At 68.7% G+C, this 25088-nt stretch carries 21 protein-coding genes; 13 read left to right on the top strand and 8 right to left on the bottom strand.

The features are described 5' to 3' along the window. Window positions 1-68: 68 nt before the first annotated feature. From ACK4SC_RS01865 to ACK4SC_RS01845, 5 genes are all read left to right on the top strand, one after another. Window positions 69-983, top strand: a complete 915-nt coding sequence (locus ACK4SC_RS01865) for a proteasome assembly chaperone family protein (RefSeq protein WP_409614269.1) — start codon at window positions 69-71, stop codon at window positions 981-983. A gap of 160 nt (window positions 984-1143) precedes the next feature. Then, a complete protein-coding gene (locus ACK4SC_RS01860; protein ID WP_409614267.1) occupies window positions 1144-2586 on the top strand; it encodes an RNA polymerase sigma factor in 1443 nt (480 codons plus the stop codon). A 43-nt stretch (window positions 2587-2629) separates the two neighbouring features. Next, on the top strand, window positions 2630-3328 hold the full coding sequence (locus tag ACK4SC_RS01855) for a coenzyme F420-0:L-glutamate ligase (protein ID WP_409614265.1): 699 nt from the start codon (window positions 2630-2632) through the stop codon (window positions 3326-3328). A gap of 9 nt (window positions 3329-3337) precedes the next feature. Continuing rightward, entirely contained in the window at window positions 3338-3874 is a 537-nt protein-coding gene (locus tag ACK4SC_RS01850) for an alanine racemase C-terminal domain-containing protein (protein WP_409614263.1), read from the top strand. Continuing rightward, the gene (locus tag ACK4SC_RS01845) at window positions 3864-4919 is read left to right on the top strand and encodes an alanine racemase (RefSeq protein ID WP_409614262.1); all 1056 of its coding nucleotides are present in this window, start codon (window positions 3864-3866) and stop codon (window positions 4917-4919) included. The genes ACK4SC_RS01850 and ACK4SC_RS01845 overlap by 11 nt, the downstream gene beginning before the upstream one ends. Before the next feature lie 35 nt (window positions 4920-4954). Here ACK4SC_RS01845 and ACK4SC_RS01840 read toward each other — a convergent pair whose 3' ends face one another. After that, on the bottom strand, window positions 4955-5983 hold the full coding sequence (locus ACK4SC_RS01840; protein ID WP_409614260.1) for a sugar-transfer associated ATP-grasp domain-containing protein: 1029 nt from the start codon (window positions 5981-5983) through the stop codon (window positions 4955-4957). Between the two features lie 9 nt (window positions 5984-5992). After that, a complete protein-coding gene (locus ACK4SC_RS01835; protein WP_409614258.1) occupies window positions 5993-6220 on the bottom strand; it encodes a hypothetical protein in 228 nt (75 codons plus the stop codon). Between the two features lie 194 nt (window positions 6221-6414). On the opposite strand from ACK4SC_RS01835, the gene ACK4SC_RS01830 reads away from it, so the two are divergent. After that, the gene (locus ACK4SC_RS01830; protein WP_409614256.1) at window positions 6415-8496 is read left to right on the top strand and encodes a type IIA DNA topoisomerase subunit B; all 2082 of its coding nucleotides are present in this window, start codon (window positions 6415-6417) and stop codon (window positions 8494-8496) included. A 5-nt stretch (window positions 8497-8501) separates the two neighbouring features. On the opposite strand, the gene ACK4SC_RS01825 is transcribed toward ACK4SC_RS01830, so the two are convergent. After that, window positions 8502-10970, bottom strand: a complete 2469-nt coding sequence (locus tag ACK4SC_RS01825) for a DNA topoisomerase (ATP-hydrolyzing) subunit A (RefSeq protein WP_409614255.1) — start codon at window positions 10968-10970, stop codon at window positions 8502-8504. A gap of 12 nt (window positions 10971-10982) precedes the next feature. On the opposite strand from ACK4SC_RS01825, the gene ACK4SC_RS01820 reads away from it, so the two are divergent. Further along, on the top strand, window positions 10983-12113 hold the full coding sequence (locus ACK4SC_RS01820; RefSeq protein WP_409614253.1) for an alkaline phosphatase family protein: 1131 nt from the start codon (window positions 10983-10985) through the stop codon (window positions 12111-12113). On the opposite strand, the gene sepH is transcribed toward ACK4SC_RS01820, so the two are convergent. Further along, window positions 12110-13231, bottom strand: a complete 1122-nt coding sequence (gene sepH / locus ACK4SC_RS01815) for a septation protein SepH (protein WP_409614251.1) — start codon at window positions 13229-13231, stop codon at window positions 12110-12112. The genes ACK4SC_RS01820 and sepH overlap by 4 nt on opposite strands. 163 nt (window positions 13232-13394) lie before the next feature. On the opposite strand from sepH, the gene ACK4SC_RS01810 reads away from it, so the two are divergent. Beyond that, on the top strand, window positions 13395-13682 hold the full coding sequence (locus ACK4SC_RS01810; protein WP_409614249.1) for a DUF4193 domain-containing protein: 288 nt from the start codon (window positions 13395-13397) through the stop codon (window positions 13680-13682). A 3-nt stretch (window positions 13683-13685) separates the two neighbouring features. Here ACK4SC_RS01810 and ACK4SC_RS01805 read toward each other — a convergent pair whose 3' ends face one another. Next, complete coding sequence (locus tag ACK4SC_RS01805; protein ID WP_409614247.1) at window positions 13686-14147, bottom strand: DUF3093 domain-containing protein; 462 nt, start codon at window positions 14145-14147, stop codon at window positions 13686-13688. 53 nt (window positions 14148-14200) lie between these two features. On the opposite strand from ACK4SC_RS01805, the gene dut reads away from it, so the two are divergent. The 5 genes from dut to dxs all read left to right on the top strand — a co-directional run bounded on the left by dut (window position 14201) and on the right by dxs (window position 21001). Next, window positions 14201-14641, top strand: coding sequence for a dUTP diphosphatase (gene dut, locus ACK4SC_RS01800; RefSeq protein ID WP_409614327.1), 441 nt, complete (start codon window positions 14201-14203; stop codon window positions 14639-14641). 11 nt (window positions 14642-14652) lie between these two features. Further along, window positions 14653-15288 carry a DUF3710 domain-containing protein gene (locus tag ACK4SC_RS01795; RefSeq protein ID WP_409614325.1) on the top strand — a complete coding sequence of 212 codons (636 nt, stop codon included), beginning with the start codon at window positions 14653-14655 and terminating at the stop codon, window positions 15286-15288. Next, window positions 15285-15992: a DUF3159 domain-containing protein gene (locus ACK4SC_RS01790; protein ID WP_409614246.1), complete on the top strand. Its 708-nt coding sequence runs from the start codon at window positions 15285-15287 to the stop codon at window positions 15990-15992. Before ACK4SC_RS01795 ends, ACK4SC_RS01790 begins: the two co-directional genes overlap by 4 nt. Window positions 15993-16086: 94 nt before the next feature. Further along, window positions 16087-18909 (top strand): aconitate hydratase AcnA, encoded by a 2823-nt coding sequence (gene acnA / locus ACK4SC_RS01785; protein WP_409614244.1) that lies wholly within the window; start codon window positions 16087-16089, stop codon window positions 18907-18909. 142 nt (window positions 18910-19051) lie between these two features. Then, on the top strand, window positions 19052-21001 hold the full coding sequence (gene dxs / locus ACK4SC_RS01780; RefSeq protein WP_409614242.1) for a 1-deoxy-D-xylulose-5-phosphate synthase: 1950 nt from the start codon (window positions 19052-19054) through the stop codon (window positions 20999-21001). Here dxs and ACK4SC_RS01775 read toward each other — a convergent pair. The 3 genes from ACK4SC_RS01775 to ACK4SC_RS01765 form a co-directional block, all read right to left on the bottom strand. Continuing rightward, window positions 20998-21552 (bottom strand): dihydrofolate reductase family protein, encoded by a 555-nt coding sequence (locus ACK4SC_RS01775; RefSeq protein ID WP_409614240.1) that lies wholly within the window; start codon window positions 21550-21552, stop codon window positions 20998-21000. The genes dxs and ACK4SC_RS01775 overlap by 4 nt on opposite strands. A 111-nt stretch (window positions 21553-21663) precedes the next feature. Beyond that, on the bottom strand, window positions 21664-23826 hold the full coding sequence (locus tag ACK4SC_RS01770) for a 3-hydroxyacyl-CoA dehydrogenase NAD-binding domain-containing protein (protein ID WP_409614238.1): 2163 nt from the start codon (window positions 23824-23826) through the stop codon (window positions 21664-21666). 2 nt (window positions 23827-23828) lie between these two features. After that, on the bottom strand, window positions 23829-25028 hold the full coding sequence (locus ACK4SC_RS01765; RefSeq protein WP_409614236.1) for a thiolase family protein: 1200 nt from the start codon (window positions 25026-25028) through the stop codon (window positions 23829-23831). Between the last annotated feature and the right edge of the window lie 60 nt (window positions 25029-25088).

The raw sequence follows: 25088 nt of genomic DNA, 5'->3' as shown, positions 1-25088 counted from the left end.
CCGCCTGTTCGCTGTCGGCACGCGTGGGGCGCAGGTGCTGTCGAGCGGCCGCTCGTACGATGGGCGGTATGCGCGAACCATCCGAGCTGTACCGCCTGCGCCGCCCGTCGCACGACGTGCCCCGCGGGCTTCCGCTCGTGGCCGCGATCACCGGGTTCACGGATGCCGGCGGTGCTGTCCAGCAGGTCACGGAATACCTGCTCGATGCGCTGGAGGCCGAAACGATCGTCGAATTCGACGGGGATGCGCTGCTCGACTACCGCGCACGACGCCCGATCCTCTTCTTCGACGAGACACACTTCACCGAGTACCGCAGGCCCGAGCTCGCCATCCGCCTGGCGCACGACGAGCTGGGTGCCCCGTTCTTGCTGATGACGGGATACGAACCGGACTTCCGCTGGGAGGGCTTCACCGACGCGATGCTCGAGCTCGTCGAACAGTTCGGGGTGTCGTCGACGACCTGGATCAACGCGATTCCGATGCCCGTGCCGCACACACGCCCCATCGGCGCCACCGTGAGTGGCAACCGGGACGAGCTCACCGACGCGCACTCCATCTGGAGGCCGCAGACGCAGGTGCCGGGCAATGCCATGCACCTGCTCGAGTACAAGCTGCAGAACGCCGGGCACCCCGTGGCCGGGTTCGTGCTGCTGATTCCGCACTACCTGGGCGACACCGAGTACCCGGCGGCGGCCGTCGCGGCGCTGGAAAGCATCACGGCGGCGACCGGGCTGCTTCTTCCCACCGACCGGTTGCGGGAAGAGGGCCGCGAGTTCTTGGCCAAGGTGGACGACCAGGTGGAGGGCAACAGCGAGCTCCAGCGGCTCGTCGGCACGCTGGAAGAGCGCCACGACAGCTACATGGAGGAAAACGCCGTGCGCTCGCCCCTGACGGGCGACGACGGCGAGGTGCCGAGCGCCGACTCGATCGCCGCGGAACTCGAAAAGTTCCTCGCTCACCGCCGGCGAACCGACGACGACTAAGCCGCGCCGCGCTGGTCAGCCGGCGCGAGCATCCGTGCAATAATGGAGGTTCGCGACCCGGTCGGTCGCCCGCCGTACACCGCCCCGAGGGCAGCGTGCGAATACGCGGGGACTTGACATGGGTCGTTGTACTGCCCGGAAGACGCGGAAGTAGGGGCCCATGGCGACACGTACGACGAGCACGAGCGACGCTCCGGCCGATAAGAAGCCCGCAGCGAAGACTGCCCCCTCGAAAGCCGCCCCGACGACGACTGCAGCGGAGAAGACGACGACCACGACGAAGAAGGGGGCGGCCACGGCCGCGTCCGCCACCACGACCACCGCGGCGAAGAAGACCCCGGCCGCGAAGAAGACCACCGCGGCGAAAAAGACCACGGCCGCGAAGAAGACGACGACCGCGACGTCGACGACCGCGAAAGCGGATACCGCCGCTGCCGAGGAAACGTCCGCGGCATCGACCGCCGCCAAGGCCACGCGCGGAAAGAAGGCAACGGCGGCGGCGTCGAGCGCCGACGAGGCGAGCGACGACGACGACCCTGTCGCAGATCTTGCTGCCGTTCCCGGCGATGATGACGTCGATGTCGACGACGAGGCCGACGCCGAGAAAGACGAGCTGCCCACCGGCGCGATCGTTCTGAGCAACACGGACGATGACGAGATTCCCGTCTACTCCACGACGATCACGGGAGCCACGGCCGACCCGGTCAAGGACTACCTGAAGCAGATCGGAAAGGTCGCGCTGCTGAACGCGGCCGAAGAGGTCGAGCTGGCGATGCGCATCGAGGCCGGTCTGTTCGCCGAAGAGAAGCTGTCGCAGATGAGCGACAAAGAGAAGCGCACGCAGCTTGGGCGCGAACTCGACTGGGTCGCTCGTGACGGCCAGCGGGCCAAGAAGCACCTGCTCGGCGCGAACCTGCGACTGGTTGTGTCGCTCGCCAAGCGCTACACGGGCCGCGGCATGCAGTTCCTTGACCTCATTCAAGAGGGAAACCTCGGCCTCATTCGCGCCGTCGAGAAGTTCGACTACACGAAGGGCTTCAAGTTCTCGACCTACGCCACCTGGTGGATTCGTCAGGCGATCACGCGCGCGATGGCCGACCAGGCACGCACCATTCGCATCCCGGTGCACATGGTCGAGGTCATCAACAAGCTGGCGCGCGTTCAGCGCCAGATGCTGCAAGACCTCGGTCGCGAGCCCACGCCGGAAGAGCTGAGCCGCGAGCTCGACATGACCCCCGAGAAGGTCATCGAGGTGCAGAAGTACGGCCGCGAGCCGATCTCGCTGCACACGCCGCTCGGTGAAGACGGCGACAGCGAATTCGGTGACCTCATCGAGGACACCGAGGCGGTCGTTCCGGCCGACGCCGTGGGCTTCACGATGCTGCAGAAGCAGCTCGAAAGCCTGCTGGACTCGCTCTCGGAGCGGGAGGCGGGCGTCATCCGCATGCGCTTTGGCCTCGGCGACGGCATGCCCAAGACCCTCGACCAGATCGGCGACACGTTCGGGGTCACCCGCGAGCGCATCCGCCAGATCGAGTCGAAGACGATGGCGAAGCTGCGCCACCCGTCGCGGTCGCAGGCGTTGCGCGACTACCTCGAGTAAAAGTCTCTGGCAGTCTGGGCGTCGACGAGCAGAAAGCAGGGCCATGACCGCGTCTCCCAATGAGGGCAAGGCGTTGACCGTTGAGGTCGACGGCGAAACCGTTCAGCGAATCCCCGTGAAAACGCACGTGGTCACGACCGACGACGACATCGTCGAGGTGGTGACGCGCTACGCCACCGAGCACCTGCGTGCCGGCGACCTGCTGTTCGTGACCGAGAAGATCGTCGCGATCAGTCAGGGGCGCTCGTATCCGGTGTCCGACATCGCACCGCGTAAGCTCGCGACCTTCCTGTCGAAGTACGTCACGAAAACGTCGCACGGCATCGGCCTCGGCATGCCCGAGACCATGGAGATGGCGCTGCGCGAATGCGGCACCCCGCGCATCCTGTTCGCCGCTGGCGTCGCTGCCGTGACGAAGGCGTTCGGGCGAACGGGCGATTTCTACCGCATCGCCGGGCCGAAGGCCCGCGGCATCGACGGCCCCACGAGCGGCACCATTCCGCCGTACAACACCCAGGTGGTGTTGGTGCCCGAGAAGCCGACGGAGGTGGCCCGCACCCTGCAGGCAGCCCTCAGCGTGCCCGTTGACGTCGCGATTGTCGACATCAACGACTTCGGTGGCAACATTCTCGGCTCCACGCTTGACGCGGCCGGCGAGAAGAGACTGGTGCGCATCCTGAAAGACAACCCGCTCGGGCAGGGCCACCAGAGCACGCCGCTCGGCATCGTTCGCCCCGTCTGACCGTCTGCCGTGACCACGCCCGAGCCCGCCCGTCTGCTCGAGCTCGATGCCGAGACGGCACGACTCGTGCGGCGGTTGCGTGGCCACGATGGTAGCGCCGACGATGTGGCGACCCTGCGGGAGCGCATTCGGCGCCGGTCGCCGCGCGTGACCGCGGTGATCCTGTCGACCTACGCGGTGCCCGCTGGCGGGGGTGTGTCGTACGGCCACACGTTCGTTGCCGATCGCGAGCGCGTCGCTGCCGACGTCGCCCTCGGGTACGGGCACGGTCTGCCCCGCCACGCCGGAAACGCCGCCACGATGGTCGCAACTACCCCGCACACGGGTCCCCGAACCGTGCCGATCGTCGGGCGCGTCGCGATGGACGACGCCGTCGTGCTCATCGACGATCTTCCGCTGATAGCGGGGGACCGGCTGTGCGTCTTCGGCCCGGGGGAGGGCGAGACGCCCCTCGAGCAGTGGAGCACCCTGGTCGACGACGATCCGGTGTCAATCCTCCTGGCCCTGGATCCGCGGGTGGTCATGGTGGTGCGCGATGAGCACTGAGCGCACAGATCCCGTGGCCACGATCGATCGCGCGGCGCTGCGGGCGAACGTCCGGGCGCTGCGAGACCGCGTGCATCCGGCGACCCTCATGGCGGTCATCAAAGACGATGCCTACGGTCACGGGCTCGACGCCGTGCTGCCGGTGCTCGCCGAGGAGGGAATCGAGTGGTTCGGAACGCTCGACCCCGCGGCGGCGGTAGACGTTCTCGAGCGGCTGCCGGGGGCGCGCGCCTTCGCCTGGCATCTCACCGCTGACAGCGATCTCGATGCCGCGGTCGGCGCGGGCGTCGACCTGGGGATCACCGACCGTGCGGCGCTCGAGCGCGTCATCGCCGCGTCGGCGGCAGCCGGGCGCCCCGCACGCGTTCACCTCCAGGTCGATACCGGGCTGCATCGCGGTGGCACATCGTCGGCCGGGTGGGCAACGCTGGTTGCCCGCGCGGCTGATGCCGAGCGATCCGGCCTACTCCGCGTCGAGGGCGTCTTCACCCACCTGGCCGAAGCGAGCGATGACGATGATTCGCGGGCCATCGCCGAGCTGCACGAAGCCGCTGACGCGGCGGAGCGGGCGCTGGGCGGCGGACCGCGCATCCGCCACATCGCGGCCAGCGCGGCCGCCTTCGATCGCGAGGATGCTCGGGCCGCGATGGTGCGCATCGGCGCGTTCCTGAGCGGCATCGCTCCCGGCAGCGGCCGCGGTCCGGCCGACCTTGGGCTGCGTCCCGTGATGACGCTCACGGCCGAGGTGGTCAGCGTCGACGAGTCCGGCGCATGGCTCGGCATCGGGGGCCGCGACGGGCTGCTGCGCCGAGCCGAGGGTACGACGGTGCTGCTCGGCGGCGCGCGGCGACGGGTGCTGCGCGTCGAACCGTTGACGACCCTGGTGGACGCGGTGGACGCGACCGTGGGTGACGTCGCCGTGCTCTGGGGACCCGCCGACCGGGGTGAGCCGACGCTGCAGGAGCTCGCCGACCAGATGGGCACGATCGGCGAGGAGCTGGTCGCCCGCCTCACCCCGCGCGTGCGACGCCGCGTCACGGGCTGACACGGCCCCGGCTGAGGTCGGGCCGGTGAGCGCGGCTAGAAGCCGATCACGTCGCGAAACCGCTGACGGCTTCCCGTTCGCACGCCGGTGACGCTCGGCTTGTTCTCGTAGACGCCCGCACCCCAGTTGCCCTCAATGAGAGCGATCGGCCGGTCGTCGGGGGTGATCACGATGTCCCAGCCCACGTACGGCACCTCGGGCACGACCCGGCCGACCTCCTGCATGAAGGCCTCCACCTCATCCCAGCGGGGCAGCTGGAAGTCGGGGATCGAGACCCCGGACTCGGGGTGCACCTCGTGCAGGCCGTGGTGTGAGTCGTAGCCGCGACCGCGCGAGTGACCGTTGTCGTCGAGCATCGTGTAGAAACCGCCAAACGACTGCTGGTCACTCGCCTGGCCGCGCCCGAATTTCTGGGCCGCAGAGAGAATGTGCGTGCGCTCGCCATCGAAGAACGCCGTAATGCGGGTCGTGTTCACGGTGCCGGGGCACACCTCCGCGAGCACGGGGTGCTGCACAAGCTGCTCTTCAACGAGCGGCTGGCCCTTCTCGAGCAGGTCGGCGTGGAACGCCTCCCAGTCGGTGACCTCCGCGGCGCTGTAGCGGGACACGCCGAGGCCGGCGCTGGAGACCGGCTGCTTGCCGAAGAGGGTTCCGTGTCGCGCGCCGAACGCCCGCAACTCATCGGGGCCAGCGACGCGCAGGTCGAGCCACTCGCGCCCGAGCAGCGCGTCGAAGCGCTCGTTGAACGCGATCTTGTCGTGGAAGAGGCCGCGGTGCTCGGGGCTCGCGGTACGCCGCGCGATCTGGTCGGAGATCGCGTGGGTCATGAACGTCTCGCGCTCGGCGCGGGTGAGGATTGCGTAGTCCCAGTCGACGTAATCCTGGAACGGCGTCTCGCGGAACGCAGCCGACCACATCATGTCGGCAAACACCTTCGGGCGGGCGACGCCGTGCTGGTCGCGCACCTCGCCAGCGCGTTGCCACACGGAGGGGAGGTCAAGCTTGCGGGCGCGACCGAGGACGTAGGAGGCGCGGTTGCGCAGTCGGCTGAGAGCGTTCGTCACGCTCAGTGATTATGCCCGCTGTTCGTCATGCAGTTTCGCCGACTCGTCGTGCCACGACAGAGCCGTCGGCTTGATGGAGTCGCGGAATCGGCTGGCGTGGTGGGCGCAGAAGAGAAGCTCGCCCGTCGCGAGGGTTGCCCGCACGTAGGCTTGCGCGCCGCATGCGTCGCAGCGATCGGTCGCGGTCAGGGGTGCCGGCGCGGTGACGCTCGGAGTGTCGGTCGTCAGCTGCGTCATGGTGGGCCTTCCTTCATCGCGTCGTGATCGGGTTCCGGATGGCCTATTGCACCACACCGCACCGACCGAACCCTGCCAGTTGGCCGCCGTTTCGCTCAGCGCATAACGGACGGGAGGTCGCTCAGCCGCAGGTCGCCCGCACGCCCGGAGTGGTGCGCGTCCGCCCGGGCTCCCCGCGTCTACGCTGGAGGATCGTGGCTCAATCCGATTACTCCGCTCGGCACCTGTCCGTTCTCGAGGGTCTCGAGGCGGTTCGCAAGCGTCCAGGCATGTACATCGGCTCGACCGACTCCCGCGGCCTCATGCACTGCCTGTGGGAGATCATCGACAACTCGGTCGACGAGGCCCTGGCCGGTCACGGTGAGACCATCGAGGTGCACCTGCACCGCGACGGCAGCGTCGAGGTTCGCGACCGCGCCCGCGGTATCCCGGTTGACATCGAGCCCAAGACGGGGCTGTCGGGTGTCGAGGTCGTCTTCACGAAGCTTCACGCCGGCGGCAAGTTCGGCAGTGGCTCCTACGCCGCCTCCGGCGGTCTGCACGGGGTCGGCGCTTCCGTTGTGAACGCCCTGTCCGAGCGCCTTGACGTCGAGGTCGACCGCGGCGGCAAGACCTGGGCGATGTCGTTTCATCGCGGAGAACCCGGCGTTTTTGATGACGGCCCCGACGGCCCCCGCCCCGATGCTCCCTTCACCCCGTTCATCTCCGGCAGCGAACTGCGCGTTGTCGGGAAGGTGGCCAAGGGCGTCACTGGTACGCGCATCCGCTACTGGGCCGACCCGCAGATCTTCACGAAGGGTGCCGAGTTCCAGCCGGATGAATTGATGGGCAGGGCCCGGCAGACGGCGTTTCTCGTGCCGGGCCTGTCGCTGTCTGTCACGGATGACCGGGGAGAGCAGGCGACTACGGAGACGTTCCACTTCTCCGGCGGCATCAGCGAGTACGTCGACTACCTCGCGCCGGACGCGCCTCTGACAGACACGTGGCGCATCACCGGCAGCGGGCACTTCACCGAAACCGTGCCGGTGCTCGACGCCCAGGGTCACATGACGCCGACCGAACTCGAACGCGAGTGCACGGTCGATATCGCCCTGCGCTGGGGTACGGGCTACGAGACGGCCGTGCGCAGCTTCGTCAACATCATCGCGACGCCGAAGGGCGGCAGCCACCTGGCCGGCTTCGAGCAGGGGCTCTTGAAGACCCTGCGGGCGGAGGTGGAGAAGAACGCGCGGCGCCTGAAGGCCGGGAGCGACAAGCTGGAGAAGGATGACGTGCTGGCTGGCCTCACCGCCGTGCTGACGGTGCGCATCCCCGAGCCGCAGTTCGAGGGTCAGACGAAAGAGGTTCTCGGCACGCCGGCCGCGCGGGCGATCGTCGCGAAGGTGCTGTCGGATGCCCTGAAGGCACGATTCGCGAGCACGAAGCGCGACGACAAGGCGCAGAGTGCGCTCGTGCTCGACAAGGTCGTTGCCGAGATGAAGAGCCGCATCTCGGCGCGCGCCCACAAAGAGACCCAGCGGCGCAAGAACGCGCTCGAGAACTCCTCCCTGCCCGCGAAGCTCGTCGACTGCCGGTCGAGCGACGTCGCCGAGAGCGAGTTGTTCATCGTCGAGGGCGACAGCGCGCTCGGCACGGCGAAGCTCGCCCGTGACAGCGAGTATCAGGCCCTGCTGCCGATTCGCGGCAAGATCCTGAACGTGCAGAAAGCATCGGTCAGCGACATGCTGTCGAACGCCGAGTGCGCCTCCATTATTCAGGTCATCGGCGCCGGCTCCGGTCGGTCATTTGACCTCGACGCGGCGCGCTACGGCAAGGTCATCATCATGTCCGACGCCGACGTCGACGGGGCGCACATTCGCACGCTCCTGCTCACCCTGTTCTTCCGCTACATGCGCCCCATGATCGACGATGGTCGCGTGTTTGCCGCCGTGCCGCCGTTGCACCGCGTCGTCGTCATGAATCCGGGGTCGAAGCCAAACGAGACGATCTACACCTACAGCGAGAAAGAGCTGCAGGGGGTTCTCGCCGCGCTGAAGAAGTCGGGCAAGCGCTATCAGGACCCCATTCAGCGCTACAAGGGGCTCGGCGAAATGGATGCCGACCAGCTGGCCGACACGACCATGAGCCGCGCCCACCGCACACTGCGTCGGGTGCGCGTGTCCGACGCCGAGGCGGCGAACCGCGTGTTCGAACTGTTGATGGGCAACGACGTCGCCCCGCGCAAAGACTTCATCATCGCCGGCCAGGGTCTCGACCGCGACCGCATCGACGTTTAGGGGCGTCAGCTCGCCCGCGTGCCGATCGTGTCGACGGCCGCGTCGAGCGGGGTGCCCGAGCCGTCGCGCTTGGCCCCGCCGTCGGGCAGCGTGCGGGCCTTGCCGTCGGCCGCGACCGCCAGCGGGTCGACCCCGACGAACGCGAGTCGCAGCGTGTCTTCGCCCTTCAAGAAGGCGTGGGCGCGCACTCCGCCCGTGGCGCGACCCTTTGCCGGGAACTCGGTGAGGAACGAGCGCTTGGCGCGCCCCGGCTCGACACCGGCCAGAGCCGCACTCGACCCCGACACGGTGACCACCTCGACCGCCTCGTCGCGGTGGGCGACGTGGAAGGCGATGACGCTCGCGCCGGCGCCCAGTTTGATTCCGGCCATGCCGCCCGCCGGCGCACCCTGCGGGCGCACGAGGTCGGCGGAAAAGCGCAGCAGTTGCGCGTCGGAGGTAACGAAGACGAGCTCACTCGCGTCGGCCGCGAGCGCGGCCCCGACGACTGAATCCCCGTCTTTCAGGCCGATGACCTCGCCGTCCGGTTTGTTGGCGTAGCTGCCCGGTGCAAGTCGCTTCACGACCCCGCTGCGCGTACCGAGCGCGAGCGGAGTCTCCGATGCCGGGTCGACGATCGTGACGATGCGCTCTCGCGGGTCGGTGAGCCCCACATACTCGGCGAGGGGAACTCCCGCGGCCAGCTGCACCGAGGTGGCGGGAACCGCCGGCAGGGCGTCGGGGCTAAATCGCACGAATCGGCCCCGGTCGGTAATCGCCAGCAGCTCTCCTCGCACCGTCGTGACCGCGGATGCGCGGATCGCGTCGTGCGCCACGCGCCGGTCCGTCGGTGGGGCGAGGAGGGCATCCTCGTCGCCGATATCAACCCGAAGAGCGCGGCCGGTCGTCGACAGCAGCACGCGGCAGGGAGTGTCGGCGATCTCGAGTGAGGCGGTTGCCTGAGCGCGGGCGCGGGAGGGCGGCGCCGTCGGCATGCCCTCGGTCAGCAGAGTGCGTCGTGGGGTGCCGAGGCGGCCCGCGACATCGTCAAGTTCGTCGCCCACGAGGGCGCGCACGCGCGCCGGGTCAGCGAGGATGGCCTCCAGCTCGTCGATCTCGGCGCGCAGCTGGTCGCGTTCCGACTCCAGTTCGATGCGGCTGAAGCGGGTGAGACGACGCAGCCGCAGCTCGAGGATGTACTCGCTCTGCACCTGGCTGAGGTCGAAGATCTCGATGAGCCGAGTGCGCGCCTGCTCGGCATCGTCGGAGGAGCGGATGACCTGAATGACCTCGTCGATGTCGAGGATGGCGATCAGCAGGCCCTCGACGAGGTGCAGGCGCTCGCGGCGCCGATCGAGGCGGTACCGGCTGCGCCTCGTCACCACCGAGGTGCGGTGGTCGAGGTAGACGCGCAGCAGCTCGACCAGCCCGAGGGTTTGCGGTCGGCCGTCGACGAGCGCGACGGCGTTGATCGAGAAGCCGTCTTCGAGCGGGGTGTAGCGGTACAGCTGCTCGAGCACGGCGTGCGGATCGAAGCCGTTCTTGATGCCCACGACGAGCCGCAGCCCGTTCTTGCGGTCGGTGAGGTCGGTGACGTCGCTGATGCCCTGCAGCTTCTTCGACTGCACGCCGTCCTTGATCTTCTCGATCACGCGCTCGGGGCCCACGAGGTACGGAAGCTCGGTGATCACGAGGCCGCGCTTGCGTGCCGTGACCTGCTCGACGCTGACGGTGGCGCGCGTCGTGAAGCGCCCGCGCCCGGTGGCGTACGCCTCCTTGATGCCATCGAGCCCCAGGATGCGGCCTCCGGTCGGCAGGTCGGGACCGGGCACGAAGGCCATCAACTCGTCGAGCGTCGCGTCGGGGTTGTCGAGCAGGTAGCGGGCTGCGGCTGCCACCTCGATGAGGTTGTGGGGCGCCATGTTCGTGGCCATGCCGACGGCGATGCCGCTCGCCCCGTTGACGAGCAGATTGGGGAAGGCTGCGGGCAGCACCTCCGGCTGTGTCAATTGGTTGTCGTAGTTGGGCACGAAGTCGACCACGTCTTCATCGAGCCCCTCGACCATGGCGAGCGCCGCCGCGCGCAGGCGCGCCTCGGTGTATCGGGCCGCGGCGGGACCGTCGTCGAGCGAGCCGAAGTTGCCGTGCCCGTCGACGAACGGCACGCGCATGGTGAAGTCTTGGGCCAGGCGCACCAGAGCGTCGTAAATCGCGCCGTCGCCGTGCGGGTGCAGCTTGCCCATGACCTCACCGACGACGCGGGCCGACTTGACGTGACCGCGCTCGGGGCGCAGCCCCATGTCGCTCATCATGTAGAGGATGCGCCGCTGCACGGGCTTCAGCCCGTCGCGCGCGTCGGGCAACGCCCGCGAGTAAATGACCGAGTAGGCGTATTCGAGGAACGACCCCTGCATCTCGTCGGCGAGGTCGACGTCGTCGATGCGCTCGGTCGGGGCGGGGGTGTCGGGAAGCTGGGGGGCGGCGGGCGGAGTCATAGGATGGCGCCCATGCTACCGGCGCCCCCCGGCTCGACCCGGACTCTCGGCGACGTGTTGTCGAGCGCGTTGTCGGCCATCCGCGGTGAGGTCAATCCGCTCGCACTGCCCGCCACGCGTTCCGCGGCTGTCGTGCTCGTTGACGGCCTGGGCGCGCACCCGCTCGCGGCGCACCGGGGGCACGCTCGTCGGCTCACGGCGGCCATCCCGAAGCGGGGCGGAACGATTCACTCGGCGTTTCCGACGACCACCGCCGCGGCGCTCGCGACGCTCACCACGGGCCGCCCCGCCGGAGAACACGGACTGGTGGGGTACTCGGCCCACGACGCCGACGGCGATCGCGTGCTCAACCTGCTGACGGGCTGGGACTCCTCCGCGCATCCCGAAGCGTGGCAGCGACACGAGACACTGTTTGAGCGCGCCGCGACCCAGGGGATCGAACCGATCGTCGTCGCGGCCCGCCGGTACGCCGACTCCGGATTCACCCGGGCCGTGTTGCGCGGGGCGCGTTTCGTCGCCGCCGAGTCGATCGCCGATCGCATGGCGCGCACGCGCGAGCTACTGGCGGGCTCAGAGCCGCGGTTGATCTACACCTACGTTCCCGAGCTCGACAAGGCCGGGCACGCGACCGGAACCGCCTCCGCGCGCTGGCTGCACCGGCTGGAGGAACTGGATGCCGCGCTCGCCCAGCCCCTCGCGCCCGCCGGCACCGGCGCGCTGCTGACGGCCGACCACGGGATGCTCGACATCGCTCCGCACGCCCGTCGCGTGATCGGCGCGGACGACGAGCTCTGGCGAGGTGTTCGCCACGTTGCGGGGGAACCGCGCTGCCTGCACCTCGTGGCCGACGACCCAGCCGAGGTCGCCGGCATTCTCGCCAGGTGGACGGCCAGGGAAGGCGCGCGCTCCTGGGTCGTCACACGCGATGAGGCGATCGACGCGGGATGGTTCGGCGGACCGGTCGAACCAGCCATCGCCTCCCGCATCGGCGACGTGATCGTGGCGGCGCGTGCCGCCGTCGTCTATTACGACGAACGCACAGCCACCGACCGCTCACTCGCGATGGTCGGCCAGCATGGCTCGTTTTCTGACGCGGAGACCCGCATCCCGCTCGCCCGCTTCGGCGCGTTCGGCGCGGCCTAGGCCGGGTCGTCGTCGGGTCGGGCGCCGAAGACGATCTCGTCCCAGCTGGGCATGGCGGCCCGGCCACGCTTCGACGACGACGGCTTTGCGGGAGGTTCGGCGGGAGAGCTCGCGCTCACCGACGCGGGGGCGGGGGTGTCGGCGAGGTCGCCGTCCATGCCGAGGAGGGTGGGAGCATCCGCCGTGTCGGCCATGTCGGTGACGTTGTCGCGGTCGAGGGGAACCTCGATGACGCGAATCGACCCGGTCGAGGGATGCGCGGCGCGCGCGGCGTCACGGTCGTCCTGCGGGGCCGCTTCGCGCTCGCCTCGGCGGCGACGCAGCGCTTCGAGCAGGTCGGCCGTCTGGCCCATCGCGGGGCGCGGCGCGTCGTCCGGATCGGTGCGGACGCCGACTCGCGGGGGAGCGGCGGGGGCGACGGCGTCCGGACCCAGCTGGAAGGCGCCCGAGTCAAAGCGGCCGGAGGTCGGCTCGTCGGCCGGGTCCGTGGTGACGGCCCGCAACCGCGGAAGTGCCGTCGCCGGGGCATCGCCCTGCTGCGACAACGACTGAGCCTCGTGGTTCGCGGGCGAGAGCGTCGACTTCTTGGGGTCGAAGCTCCACAGCGCCTCGCGCGACACCTCGCCGTCGAGGAAGGCGACCCGGATGGTCCAAAGTGCGTCTTTCTTCCAGCTCGCCCACGAAACCTCGGTCGCGCCGAGTTCGTCGAGGCGCTGGTCGATCACGCCGCCGAAGGTGTGTGCGGCAACGCCCGATTCGGTGTCGGCGGCGACCGCGACCGCGACGCTGCGCGCGGCGGTCACCACATACTCACGCTCGGCCAGCACGGGGCCCTCGAAGCGCTGCACATATTCGAGCGCTTCGCCCGTCGCGGCAACGACCTCGGCGGCCGACAGGCCGGCCCGAATCTGCGCCTGAATCTCGCGCGGTGACACGCGGTGGGCGGCGGGCTGCGCGGGGCGATTCTGACGAATCGCGGTGTGCAGGGCCTCGGTGATGGGCACCCGATAGCGGGTTCCGTCGTCGCCGACGACGACCAGTGCGCCGTTTTCGGCGCCGATGACGGTCAGTTCTTCCATGGCGTTGTCTCCCGACTGCGCGGATGCTGCGCACAGCATGCCACGCGCATCCCCGCCCGGCCGGGAATACGGCGGGCGTGCCGGAAGTTGCCCCGACACGCGCTCGACAACCGCGAACCCCGTTTGCGTTTCGGCGGGGTGTCCTGCAAACTATCGCCGCCCCCCGCGGCCCCCCGGCATAAAACACGAGAGTGGATGAGGCATGGCAACCGACTACGACGCTCCGCGCAAGACGGACGATGACACTGATTCGATCCAGGCGCTCCAGGAGCGTGTTCCCGACAAGATGTCGGGCGTCGTCGACGTCGACGATGCCGATAACCCGGGCTTTGAACTCGCCGGCCAAGACCTGGCCGACCTCGACCTCGACGTCGTCGTTTTGCCGCCGCAGGCTGACGAGTTCACCTGCGTCAGCTGCTTCCTGGTGAAGCACCGTTCACAGCTCGACCACCAAGAGAAGCTCGGCCCCGTGTGCGCCGAGTGCGCCTAACTCTCAGGACTGTGTCGTCGCCGTGTGATCGCGAGCAGTCGCGATCGCGGTGATGAGCGCCTCCGGTCGACGCGTCGACACGAGCCAGTAGGGCGTCGGATCCTCGGGGTCGGTGATGTGGAGCCGAACGACGGGGCCGACGTCGCCGCGCAGCATGAGCCATGCGCGCGCATCCAGACGGGGTCCGCGCTCGGCGCGCGCTTCGTCGCCGGAGGCCGCTTCCATCTCACCGATGAGGGCGACCGGGATGCGGGCTTTGCCGGCCTGCAGAACTCCGTCGGCCACGCGAATGGTCGGTGCGGAGCCGATGAGCATCACGAGCGAACCCACGACGAGCGCTCCCGCGGTGAGGATGCCCGCGATCAGGTTGATCGGCTCGAACACCAGCAGGGTGGCCGGCACGATCAGGGCAATGATGGGGTACCACCACAGGGCGGGCCAGAGACGCTCGCGGAACTGCTCCATACCCCTATTCGACCATGCACTAGCCTTCAGAAGTGCCCGACGTCGAGATTCTGATGACCGGTAATCGCGTACCCGCGATGGCGCACCCCGGTGACGCCGGGGCCGACCTGGTCGCCGCCGAGTCAGCGACCATCGCTCCGGGTGCCCGGGTGACCGTCGGAACGGGGCTCGCGATCGCGTTGCCCGATGGCTACGCCGCCTTCGTGCTTCCGCGCAGCGGTCTCGCCGCGAAGCACGGCATCACCGTGCTGAACGCGCCCGGAACCGTGGATGCTGGCTATCGCGGAGAAATTCGCGTCACCCTGCTGAATACGGATGCTCGTGAGCCGTACACGGTCGCGATCGGCGATCGCATCGCTCAACTCGTTATCCAGCGCGTGGAGCGGCCCGTGTTTGTGCCCGTCGACTCGTTGCCCGGATCACACCGCGGGGAGGCGGGGTTCGGGTCGAGCGGCTACCGTAGTGAGCCGTCGCCCAGTGAAGGAGTTCTGTGACTGACACCGCCATGACCGACGGGCCGCTCCCCGAAGACGCCAAGTCGGCCCCTGCCGACCGCGCCGAGAACGGGCCGTTCGACGAGTCCGAGGCGAATGCCGTCCGCCCCTACGTTGACCTCGGCGCCATCAAGTTGGTGCCCCGCCCCGAGCTGCAGCTGCGGCTGGAGGTCGAGGAGGCCACCAAGCGCGTGGTCGCCGTGGGCATCGACTACCAGGGCTCGACCCTGCAGGTCCAGGCGTTTGCCGCGCCGCGTTCCACCGGCCTGTGGCACGAGGTGCGCGGTCAGATCGAGCAGCAGATTCGCTCGCAGGGTGGCGAGATCAGCGAGCGCGACGGCGTGTTTGGCCCGGAGCTGCTCGCCCGTATTCCGGTGCAGGCTGACGGCCAAGCCTCGACGCGCATTGCCCGCTTTGTCGGCGTTGACGGCCCGCGATGGTTCCTGCGCGGGGTGATCGCGGGCAAGGGAGCCGTCGATCAGGCGGCCGCCGAAGCGATTGACGACGTGTTCCGCAGCATCGTGGTGGTTCGCGGGTCCACTCCCATGCCGCCGCGCGACCTCATTCCTCTTCAGGTGCCCGCCGGAGCGCAGGGCGCTGGCGGCGCGGGTGCCGGCTCGGGCCCACAGCCCACCGCATCGTCATGACCGAGCGAGCCGAGGAGCGGCCATCGGCCGACTCACCCGACTTCCAGGCGACGCTCGCCGAGGCGGCCCGGCGGTCGGGTTTTGGCCGCGTGCAGCCGGGGGAGCGCCCCACCGCCCAGGCGCTGTGGGGTGCCGTCGGGGGAGTGCGCGGGCTCATTGAGTCGTTGCTGCCCGGCTTCCTGTTCCTGGTCGTCTTCACGATCACCGGCGAGGTCGGCCCGTCCGTGCTCATCCCGCTGGGCGTCGCCGTTGTCTTCGTGCTGGTCCGTGCCGTGACCCGCACGCCCATCGCGCCGGCGATTATTGGGCTCGTCGGCATCGCGCTGTCGGCCGGGCTCGCCCTGTTCACCGGCCGGGCCGAAGAGAACTTTGTGCTCGGTTTTGTCATCAACAGCGTCTGGCTGGTCGCGCTCCTCATCAGCCTGGCGGTGCGTCGCCCGCTGATCGGCGTCATCACTGGCCTCCTGACCGGAGACGCCGAGTGGCGGGCAGACCCCGCCAAGCGCAGCATCCTGACCCTCACCACCTGGCTGTGGGTCGGGCTGTTTTCCCTGCGCCTGGGCGTCCAGGTGCCCTTCTACCTCGCCGAGAATGTGACCGCGCTGGCCGCTTCTCGGTTGATCATGGGTTTGCCGCTCTACGCCGCTGTGCTGTGGGTGACCTGGCTCATGATTCGTGCCGTGTACGCCCGTTCGCGGACGTGACACGAGTGCTAGCATTAAATATCTCGACATCAAGATAAATACGGGTCGCAGGTGACCGATGCGGCGGAACACCCCGTCGCGCAACCGCGAAAGGATGGACGTCGTGTCCGCAGTCAACTCTTTCTCCGCGAAAGACACCCTTACGGTCGGCGAGACCGAGTACGAGGTCTTCCGCATTGACGCCGTGGACGGCTACGAGAAGCTTCCCTTCAGCCTGAAGGTGCTGCTCGAGAACCTGCTGCGCACCGAGGACGGCAAGAACGTCACGGCCGAGCAGATTCGCGCCCTCGGCTCGTGGCAGCCCACCGCCGAGCCCGACACCGAAATCCAGTTCACGCCGGCGCGCGTCGTCATGCAGGACTTCACCGGTGTTCCCTGCATCGTTGACCTCGCCACCATGCGCGAGGCCGTCGCCGAACTCGGCGGTGACCCCAAGAAGATCAACCCGCTGGCTCCCGCCGAGCTCGTCATTGACCACTCGGTCATCGCCGACCTCTTCGGCACCCCGAACGCTCTCGAGCGCAACGTCGAAATCGAGTACGAGCGCAACGGCGAGCGCTACCAGTTCCTGCGGTGGGGCCAGACGGCGTTCGATGACTTCAAGGTCGTCCCCCCGGGCACCGGCATCGTGCACCAGGTGAACATCGAACACCTGGCGAAGGTGACGTACACCCGCACGGTCGACGGTGTGCTGCGGGCCTACCCCGACACCTGCGTCGGCACCGACTCGCACACCACGATGGTGAACGGTCTGGGCGTGCTGGGCTGGGGTGTCGGTGGCATCGAGGCCGAGGCGGCCATGCTCGGCCAGCCCGTGTCGATGCTTATCCCCAAGGTTGTGGGCTTCAAGCTCTCGGGCTCGATCCCCGCCGGCGTGACCGCGACCGACGTCGTGCTCACGATCACCGACATGCTGCGTCAGCACGGTGTCGTCGGCAAGTTCGTCGAGTTCTACGGCGAGGGCGTGGCCCAGGTGCCGCTCGCCAACCGCGCCACGATCGGCAACATGAGCCCCGAGTTCGGCTCGACCGCGGCGATGTTCCCCATCGACGACGTCACCCTCGACTACCTGCGCCTGACGGGCCGCTCGGCCGAGCAGGTCGCCCTCGTCGAGGCCTACTCCAAGCTGCAGCACCTGTGGCACGACCCGAGTGTCGAGCCCGAGTTCAGCGAGTACATGGAGCTCGACCTCTCGACGGTCGTGCCGTCGATCGCCGGGCCTCGTCGTCCGCAGGACCGCATCGAATTGACGGCGGCCAAGGAGACCTTCGAGCGTGACCTCGTCGACTACGCGGGAGCCACGCAGAGCGTCGTTGACGCCGCGATCGAGGGCACCTTCCCCGCCTCCGACCCCGTCGGCTTCACCCCCGAAGACGAAGACGCCGAGCAGCAGCGCGTGCGTCGCGAGCGCTCGAAGTCGCCGGCGGCCGCCTCGAAGCCCGTCGACGTCACGGTGGGCGACACGGAATTCACGATTGACCACGGCGCCGTCACAATCGCGGCCATCACCTCCTGCACGAACACGTCGAACCCGTCGGTCATGCTCGCCGCGGGCCTGCTCGCCCGCAACGCGGCGAAGAAGGGCCTCACGGCGAAGCCGTGGGTCAAGACCACCCTCGCGCCCGGGTCGAAGGTCGTCACCGACTACTACGAGAAGGCCGGCCTCACCGACGACCTCGAAGCCCTCGGCTTCTACACGGTTGGTTACGGCTGCACGACGTGCATCGGTAACTCGGGGCCGCTCGCCGAGGAGATTTCGGAGGCGATCAACACCAACGACCTCGCCGTCACGGCGGTGCTCTCGGGAAACCGTAACTTCGAGGGGCGCATCAACCCCGACGTGAAGATGAACTACCTCGCCAGCCCGCCGCTCGTCATCGCCTATGCGCTGGCCGGGTCAATGAACTTCGACTTCGAGAACGACCCGCTCGGCACCGACAGCGACGGCAACGATGTCTATCTGCGCGACATCTGGCCGGACGCCGACGAGGTGCAGAAGACGATCGACTCGTCGATCGACACCGACATGTTCAACAAGCAGTACTCATCGGTGTTCGACGGCGACGAGCGCTGGCGGTCGCTGCCGACGCCGTCTGGAGCGACCTTTGAGTGGGACGCGGAGTCGACCTACGTGCGCAAGCCCCCGTACTTCGAGGGTTTGACGCGTGAGCCGAGCCCGGTGGTCGACATTTCCGGCGCCCGCGTGCTGGCAAAGCTGGGCGATTCGGTCACGACCGACCACATCAGCCCGGCCGGGTCGATCAAGGCCGACACGCCTGCCGGCCGGTACCTCACCGAGCACGGCGTTGAGCGGAAGGACTTCAATTCCTACGGATCGCGTCGGGGCAACCACGAGGTCATGATTCGCGGAACCTTCGCGAACATCCGCCTGAAGAATCAGCTCCTCGATGGCGTTGAGGGCGGCTACACCCGCGACTTCACGACCGAGGACGGCGCCCAGTCGTTCATCTACGACGCCAGCCAGAACTACGCGGCCGCGGGTGTCCCGCTCGTCGTCCTGGCGGGTAAGGAGTACGGTTCGGGCTCCAGCCGTGACTGGGCCGCGAAGGGCACGAGCCTGCTCGGCGTCCGCGCGGTCATCGCCGAAAGCTTCGAGCGCATTCACCGGTCGAACCTCATCGGCATGGGCGTCGTGCCGCTGCAGTTCCCGGCCGGTGAGTCGGCCGAGAGCCTCGGCCTGGACGGCACTGAAGAGATCGCGATCTCGGGCATCACCGAGCTGAACGAGGGCCGCACGCCCCGCACGGTGCGCGTCGTTGCCACGCCGACGGCGCACTCGCCGGAGGGGAAGCAGCCGGTGGAGTTCGACGCGGTCGTCCGCATCGACACGCCGGGTGAAGCCGACTACTACCGCAACGGCGGCATCCTGCAGTACGTGCTGCGCAGCCTCGTCTAGGCGCGTTCCACGCTCGAACGGCCCCGCGAATCCACGCCGATTCGCGGGGCCGTTCGCCGTGTTCCCGGGCATACAGCAAACAGTCAGAAAACGGCGGCCGTCACACGGCGCGCACTCTGCTCGAACCCCGTATCGTGAAGGGATGGAGCTGCTGTCCACGATCCGCGAACCGCGCGACCTCGATGACCTGAGCCACGCGCAACTCGAGCAGCTGGCTGACGAGATCCGGCGGTTCCTCGTCGCTGAGGTGTCGAAGACCGGCGGCCACCTGGGTCCGAACCTGGGCGTTGTCGAACTCACCCTCGGGATCCACCGCATCTTCGATTCCCCGCGCGACGCGATCGTGTGGGACACGGGCCACCAGTCGTACGTGCACAAGCTCGTCACCGGCCGTCACGACTTCTCGCGACTGCGTCAAAAGGACGGTCTGGCCGGGTATCCCCAGCGCTCCGAATCGCCGCACGACATCGTCGAAAGCTCGCACGCCTCCAGCTCGCTCAGCTGGGCCGACGGCATTTCTCGCGCCTACGAGATGACGGGTCAGGGTGACCGTCACGTCGTCGCGGTCGTCGGGGATGGCGCTCTCACCGGCGGCATGACCTGGGAGGCACTCAACAACATCACCGACGACAACAGTCGCAACCTGGTGATCATCGTGAACGACAACGGGCGTTCGTACGCGCCCACGATCGGTGGCATGGCGCGCTTCCTGTCGACCGTGCGCACACGCCGCTCGTACCGCACGTTCCGCCGCCGCACCGAGACGCTGTTCGACCACCTCGGCTCGCCCGGCCGGGCGTTCTATCGCGGCGTTCGCGGCGGCCTGCACGGCTTCCTGTCGCGGTTCAGCAATAACGAGGCGCTGTACTCGAATCTCGACATCAAGTACATCGGCCCGATCGACGGCCACGACATTCGCGATGTCGAGCGCGCGCTGCGCCAGGCGAAAGAGTACGAGGCGCCCGTCATCGTGCACGCGATCACTCAGAAGGGCAAGGGCTACGAGCCGGCGTTGGCCGACGTGGCCGACCAGTTCCACGCCGTGGGGCAGATCGATCCCGAGACGGGTGAGTCGATCGAGGCGGCGAGCGCGCCGTCGTGGACGAGCGTGTTCGCCGACGAACTGGTGCGCCTGGCCGACCGCGACGACCGGCTCGTCGGCATCACCGCGGCGATGCTGCGCCCGACGGGGCTCCACAAGCTGGCCGAGAAGCACCCGCATCGGGTGTTCGACGTCGGCATCGCTGAGCAACACGCGGTCGCCTCGGCTGCCGGTCTCGCGTACGGAGGCCTGCACCCCGTCGTCGCCGTCTACGCGACCTTCATCAACCGGGCGTTCGACCAGGTGCTCATGGACGTCGCCCTGCACAAGGCCGGCGTGACCTTCGTTCTCGACCGCGCGGGCGTCACCGGCCCCGACGGGGCGAGCCACCACGGCGTGTGGGACCTGTCGATTCTGCAGGTCGTGCCCGGTATTCGCCTCGCCGCTCCGCGGGATGCGACCCGACTGCGCGAGGAGCTCGCCGAGGCGGTGTCCGTCGACGACGCGCCCACGGTCATCCGATTCTCAAAGGGCAGCGTCGGAACGGAATTTGACGCGGTGCGCCGCACCGACGACGGTGTCGACGTCTTGCGCGAGGCGCCGCACAAGGACGTGTTGATCGTGACGGTCGGCCCCATGGCGAAGCTCGGCCTGGAGGTCGCTGACCGGCTCGCCGCCCAGGGCATCGGCGCCACGGTCGTCGACCCGCGCTGGGTCGTCCCCGTCGCCGGCAGCATCATCGACCTGGCCCGCGACCACCGCATCGTCGTCTCGATCGAAGACGGGGTGCGCGTCGGTGGCATCGGCACCCGCATTCGGCAAGATCTGCGCGCCGCCGGCGTCGATACGGCCGTCGACGAGCTGGGCCTTCCCGACGAGTTCCTGGAGCACGCGAGCCGTGCCGAGATCCTCGAGCGCGTCGGGCTCACGGCTCAGGCGATCGCCCGCGACCTGGTCGCGCAGGTGCTCGGCACCCGGATTCCCGTCGCCCGTCCGCTGCCCGACGACGCGACCATCGACACCGACGCGAGCGACCGCAGCGCCCGCTAGTCGCGGGCGGCGCGGTACACGAGCTCAACGGCCGCCGAGCCCAGGGCGCGCGACGATATGAGCGTCCACCGCGCGAGGAGCGCCCGGTGGGGGAGCAGCCGCGCGCCCTCGCCGAGGGTGACCGGCATGACGGTGAGGCGCAACTCGTCGAGCAGCCCCTCGTCGGCGAACTGAGCGGCGGTAGCGCCGCCGCCGACGAGCCACACCGCTCGCTCGCCTGCCGCCTCCCGTGCCGCGCGTGCGACCTCCGCGACGGACGACCCGGTCGACACCCCGCGCGCCGTCGGATAGTCGGGCAGCGGGCCATGTGTGAGCACCCAGCTCGGCAGCTCGGCGTACGGCCACGGCTCGCCGGATGCCTGCAGCCAGCGGAACGTGCCGGCGCCCATCACGATCGCGCCGACACCGCGAAAGAAGTCGGCGTACTGCTCGTCGAAGTCGGCCATGCCGAAGGCCAGAAGCCAGTCGAGCGCGTCATGGCGGTCGGCGATGAAGCCGTCGAGGCTCTGGGCGACGTAGTAGACGATGTCGCCCCCGGTGTTCGTCGTCATGGTCGACCACGGTAGTGGGGACCGCCGACACGACCGCGGAGCGCGCGAAACGGCCCCCGGGTCCTCGCAGCGAGAGGATCCCGGGGGCCGCGGCCTCGTGACCCAGTGTCGCTAGGCGACCCCGGCGATGCGCGGGTCGTGGAAGGTTCCGCCGAAGGCGCGCTCCGACGCTCCGACGCGGTCGAGGAACGGCGTGACGCCGCCCATCTGGAACGGCCACCCGGCACCGAGGATCATGCACAGGTCGATGTCCTCGGGCGCCTCTACGACGCCGTCCTCGAGCATCCGGTGAATCTCGTCGGCGAGGCCGTCTTCGAGGCGGGCGGTGAGTTCCGCGACCGTATAGGGGCGAGCATCCGCCGGGCGGTGCTTCTCGACGATCGCGATGGCCTTCTTGTCGATGCCCTTGGCCTGCCCCTTGCTGTCCTTCTCGAGCAACACGCCCGCATCGGCCAGCTCGTGCAGAGCCTTCGACTCGAAGAACCGGTCGGGGAACGCGCCGTGGTGCGTGTCGAGCACGTGGGCGCCCACCTTGAGGCCCACGAGGTCGAGCAGCACGAAGGGGTCCATCGGCAGGCCGAAGTGCTTCTGCGCGGCCACAACGTCCTCGAACGGTGTGCCCTGCTCAACAGCGTGCATCGCCTCACCGAGCAGCTTCGCGAGGATGCGGTTGACGACGAAGCCGGGGGTGTCGGCGGTGATAACCGCGTTCTTACGCAGCTTCGCCGCCGTCGCCATCGCCGTGGCGAGCGTCGCCTCGTCGGTGTGCGGCGTCTTCACGACCTCGATGAGCGGCATCACCGCGACGGGGTTGAAGAAGTGGAACCCGACGACGCGCTCGGGGTGCGAGAGCTTCGCCCCGATCTGCTCGACCGACAGCGACGAGGTGTTCGTGGCGAGGATCGCCTCGTCCGAGATGATTCCCTCCATCTCGGCGAACAGGTTCTGCTTGATTGTGAGCTCTTCGAAGACGGCCTCGATGACCCAGTCGCAGTCGGCGAAGTCGTTCTTGTCGACCGTGCCGGTCACGAGCGCCCGCAACTGGTTGGCCTCGTCAGCGTCGAGACGACCCTTCTGCTCGAGCTCGGTGATCTCGCCGCGGATGTAGTCGAGCCCCTTGTCGACGCGGGCCTGGTCGAGGTCGGTGATGATCACGGGAACCTTGAGGCGCCGCACGAACAGCAGCGCGAACTGGCTGGCCATGAGGCCCGCGCCGAGCACGCCGACCTTCGTGACCGGCTTCGCGTGCTCTTTGTCGGGGGCTCCCGCCGGCTTCTTCGCGCGCTTCTGCACGAGGTTGAAGGCGTAGATCGACGCGGCGAACTGGTCGCCAGACACGAGGTCGGCAAGCGCCTCGTCTTCGGCGGCGAATCCGGTGGCCTTGTCGCTTGACTTCGCGGCCTTCAGGAGGTCGAGCGCCGCGTACGGCGACTTCGCGACCGTGCCGATGCGCTTTTCCAGCATCTTGCGCGCGATGCCGATCGCCGCATCCCACTTCACCGCGCGCTCCAGCTTGCCGGGCGCGTTCGGCCGCTTCACCGTGATGGCGCCGCTCACGACGCCGTCCGCCCAGCGAATCGAGTCTTCGAGGAAGCTCGCCGGCGAGAACATGACGTCGGCGATGCCCAGCTCGAGCGCCTGCGCGGGTTTCAGGGTGCGGTTGTTCTTGAGCGGGTTCTCGACGACCACCTTGAGGGCGTTCTCAATGCCGATGAGGTTCGGCAGCAGCCACGCGCCACCCCAGCCCGGGATGATGCCGAGGAACACCTCGGGGAGCGCGAGCGCCGCGGCGCTCGAGTCGAGCGTGCGGTAATCGCAGTTCAGCGCCACCTCGACGCCGCCGCCCAGGGCGAGACCGTTGATGAAGCAGAACGAGGGCACGCCAAGCTCGCCGAGCTTGCCGAGCGCGTAGTGCCCCAGCTGGGCCATCTTGAGCCCCGCCTCACGGTTCGGCAGGTCGCCGACCTTCGACAGGTCGGCGCCGGCCGCAAGGATGAACGGCTTGCCGGTGATGGCCACCGCCTGGATCTCGCCAGCGGATGCACGCTGGCTCAGCTCGTCGAGGACCCCGGCGAGCTCGAGCAGCCCCTGCGGGCCGAGCGTGCTCGGCCGCGTGTGGTCGCGCCCGTTGTCGAGCGTGATGAGGGCGAGGGTTCCGCCGCTCGGCAGAGCCACGTCGCGCACGTAAGAGTGCGTGACGACCTCGTCGTCGCTGAGGGCGAGGAGGGAGTCGAACTGCTCGCGGGTGTACTGGCTGACGGCACTCTTCGCCACGGTCACTTCTTCTTTCCGTCGTAGTGGGGGTTTTCCCAGATCACGCTGCCGCCCTGGCCGAGCCCGACGCACATCGCGGTAAGTCCGTAGCGCACCTCGGGGTGCTGCTCGAACTGGCGGGCGAGCTGAATCATGAGCCGCACACCGGAGCTGGCGAGGGGGTGTCCGACGGCAATGGCGCCACCCCAGGGGTTCACGCGCGGGTCGTCGTCGTCGATGCCGAAGTGGTCGAGCAGGCTCAGCACCTGGACGGCGAAGGCTTCGTTCAGCTCAAACAGACCGATGTCGTCGATCGTGAGGCCGGCCTTCTTCAGCGCCTTCTCGGTGGAGGGGATCGGTCCGATACCCATGACCTCCGGCTGCACGCCCGCGAAGGCGAAGCTCACGAGGCGCATCTTCGTGGTCAACCCCAGCTCGCGCGCGGCATCGGCGCTGGCGAGCAGGCTCACGGTTGCCCCGTCGGTGAGCGGAGAGGCGTTACCCGCCGTCACGCGCCCGTGAGGGCGGAACGGCGTGCGCAGTCCGGCGAGACCCTCCATGGTCGTGTCGGGGCGCAAGCCCTCGTCCTGGGTGGCGAGGCCCCAGCCCTGTTCGCTGCGGATCGCGACGGGAACCAGGTCGGGCTGGATGTGCCCGGCCTCGTAGGCGGCGGCCACCTTCTGCTGACTGCGCATGCCAAAGCGGTCGCTGCGCTCTTTGGTCAGCTGCGGGAACCGGTCGTGCAGTCGCTCGGCGGTGATGCCCATGTTGAGGGCGTCGGCGCTCACGAGCTTCTCGGCCAAGAACCGCGGGTTGGGGTCGGCGTTGCCTCCCATGGGGTGGCGACCCATGTGCTCGACACCACCGGCGATCGCCACGTCGTAGGCGCCGAAGGCGATGGAGCCGGCCGCGGTCGTGACCGCCGTCATCGCGCCAGCGCACATTCGGTCGATCGCGTATCCGGGAACACTGAGCGGAAGACCGGCAAGAATCGCCGATGTGCGGCCGAGCGTCAGCCCCTGGTCGCCTTCCTGCGTGGTCGCCGCGATCGCGACCTCGTCTACCCGGTCTTTCGGCAGCTCTGGGTTGCGCTCGAGCATGCCGATCATGGCCTTGACGATCAGATCGTCAGCTCGGGTGTTCCAGTACATGCCTTTTTCGCCGGCTCGTCCAAACGGGGTGCGAACCCCATCGACGAAGACGACATCGGCTCGTTCGGCCACAGTGCCTCCCAGTTCGGTAACGGTGTCCGCCCAGCCTAGGAACGGGGGCGGCACCGGCGA

The sequence above is a fragment of the Microcella sp. genome, from assembly GCF_046293215.1.
Lineage (GTDB): Bacteria > Actinomycetota > Actinomycetes > Actinomycetales > Microbacteriaceae > Microcella.
Note: the sequence above shows the minus strand (reverse complement) of the source record. Positions and strands in the feature narration are given on the sequence as shown.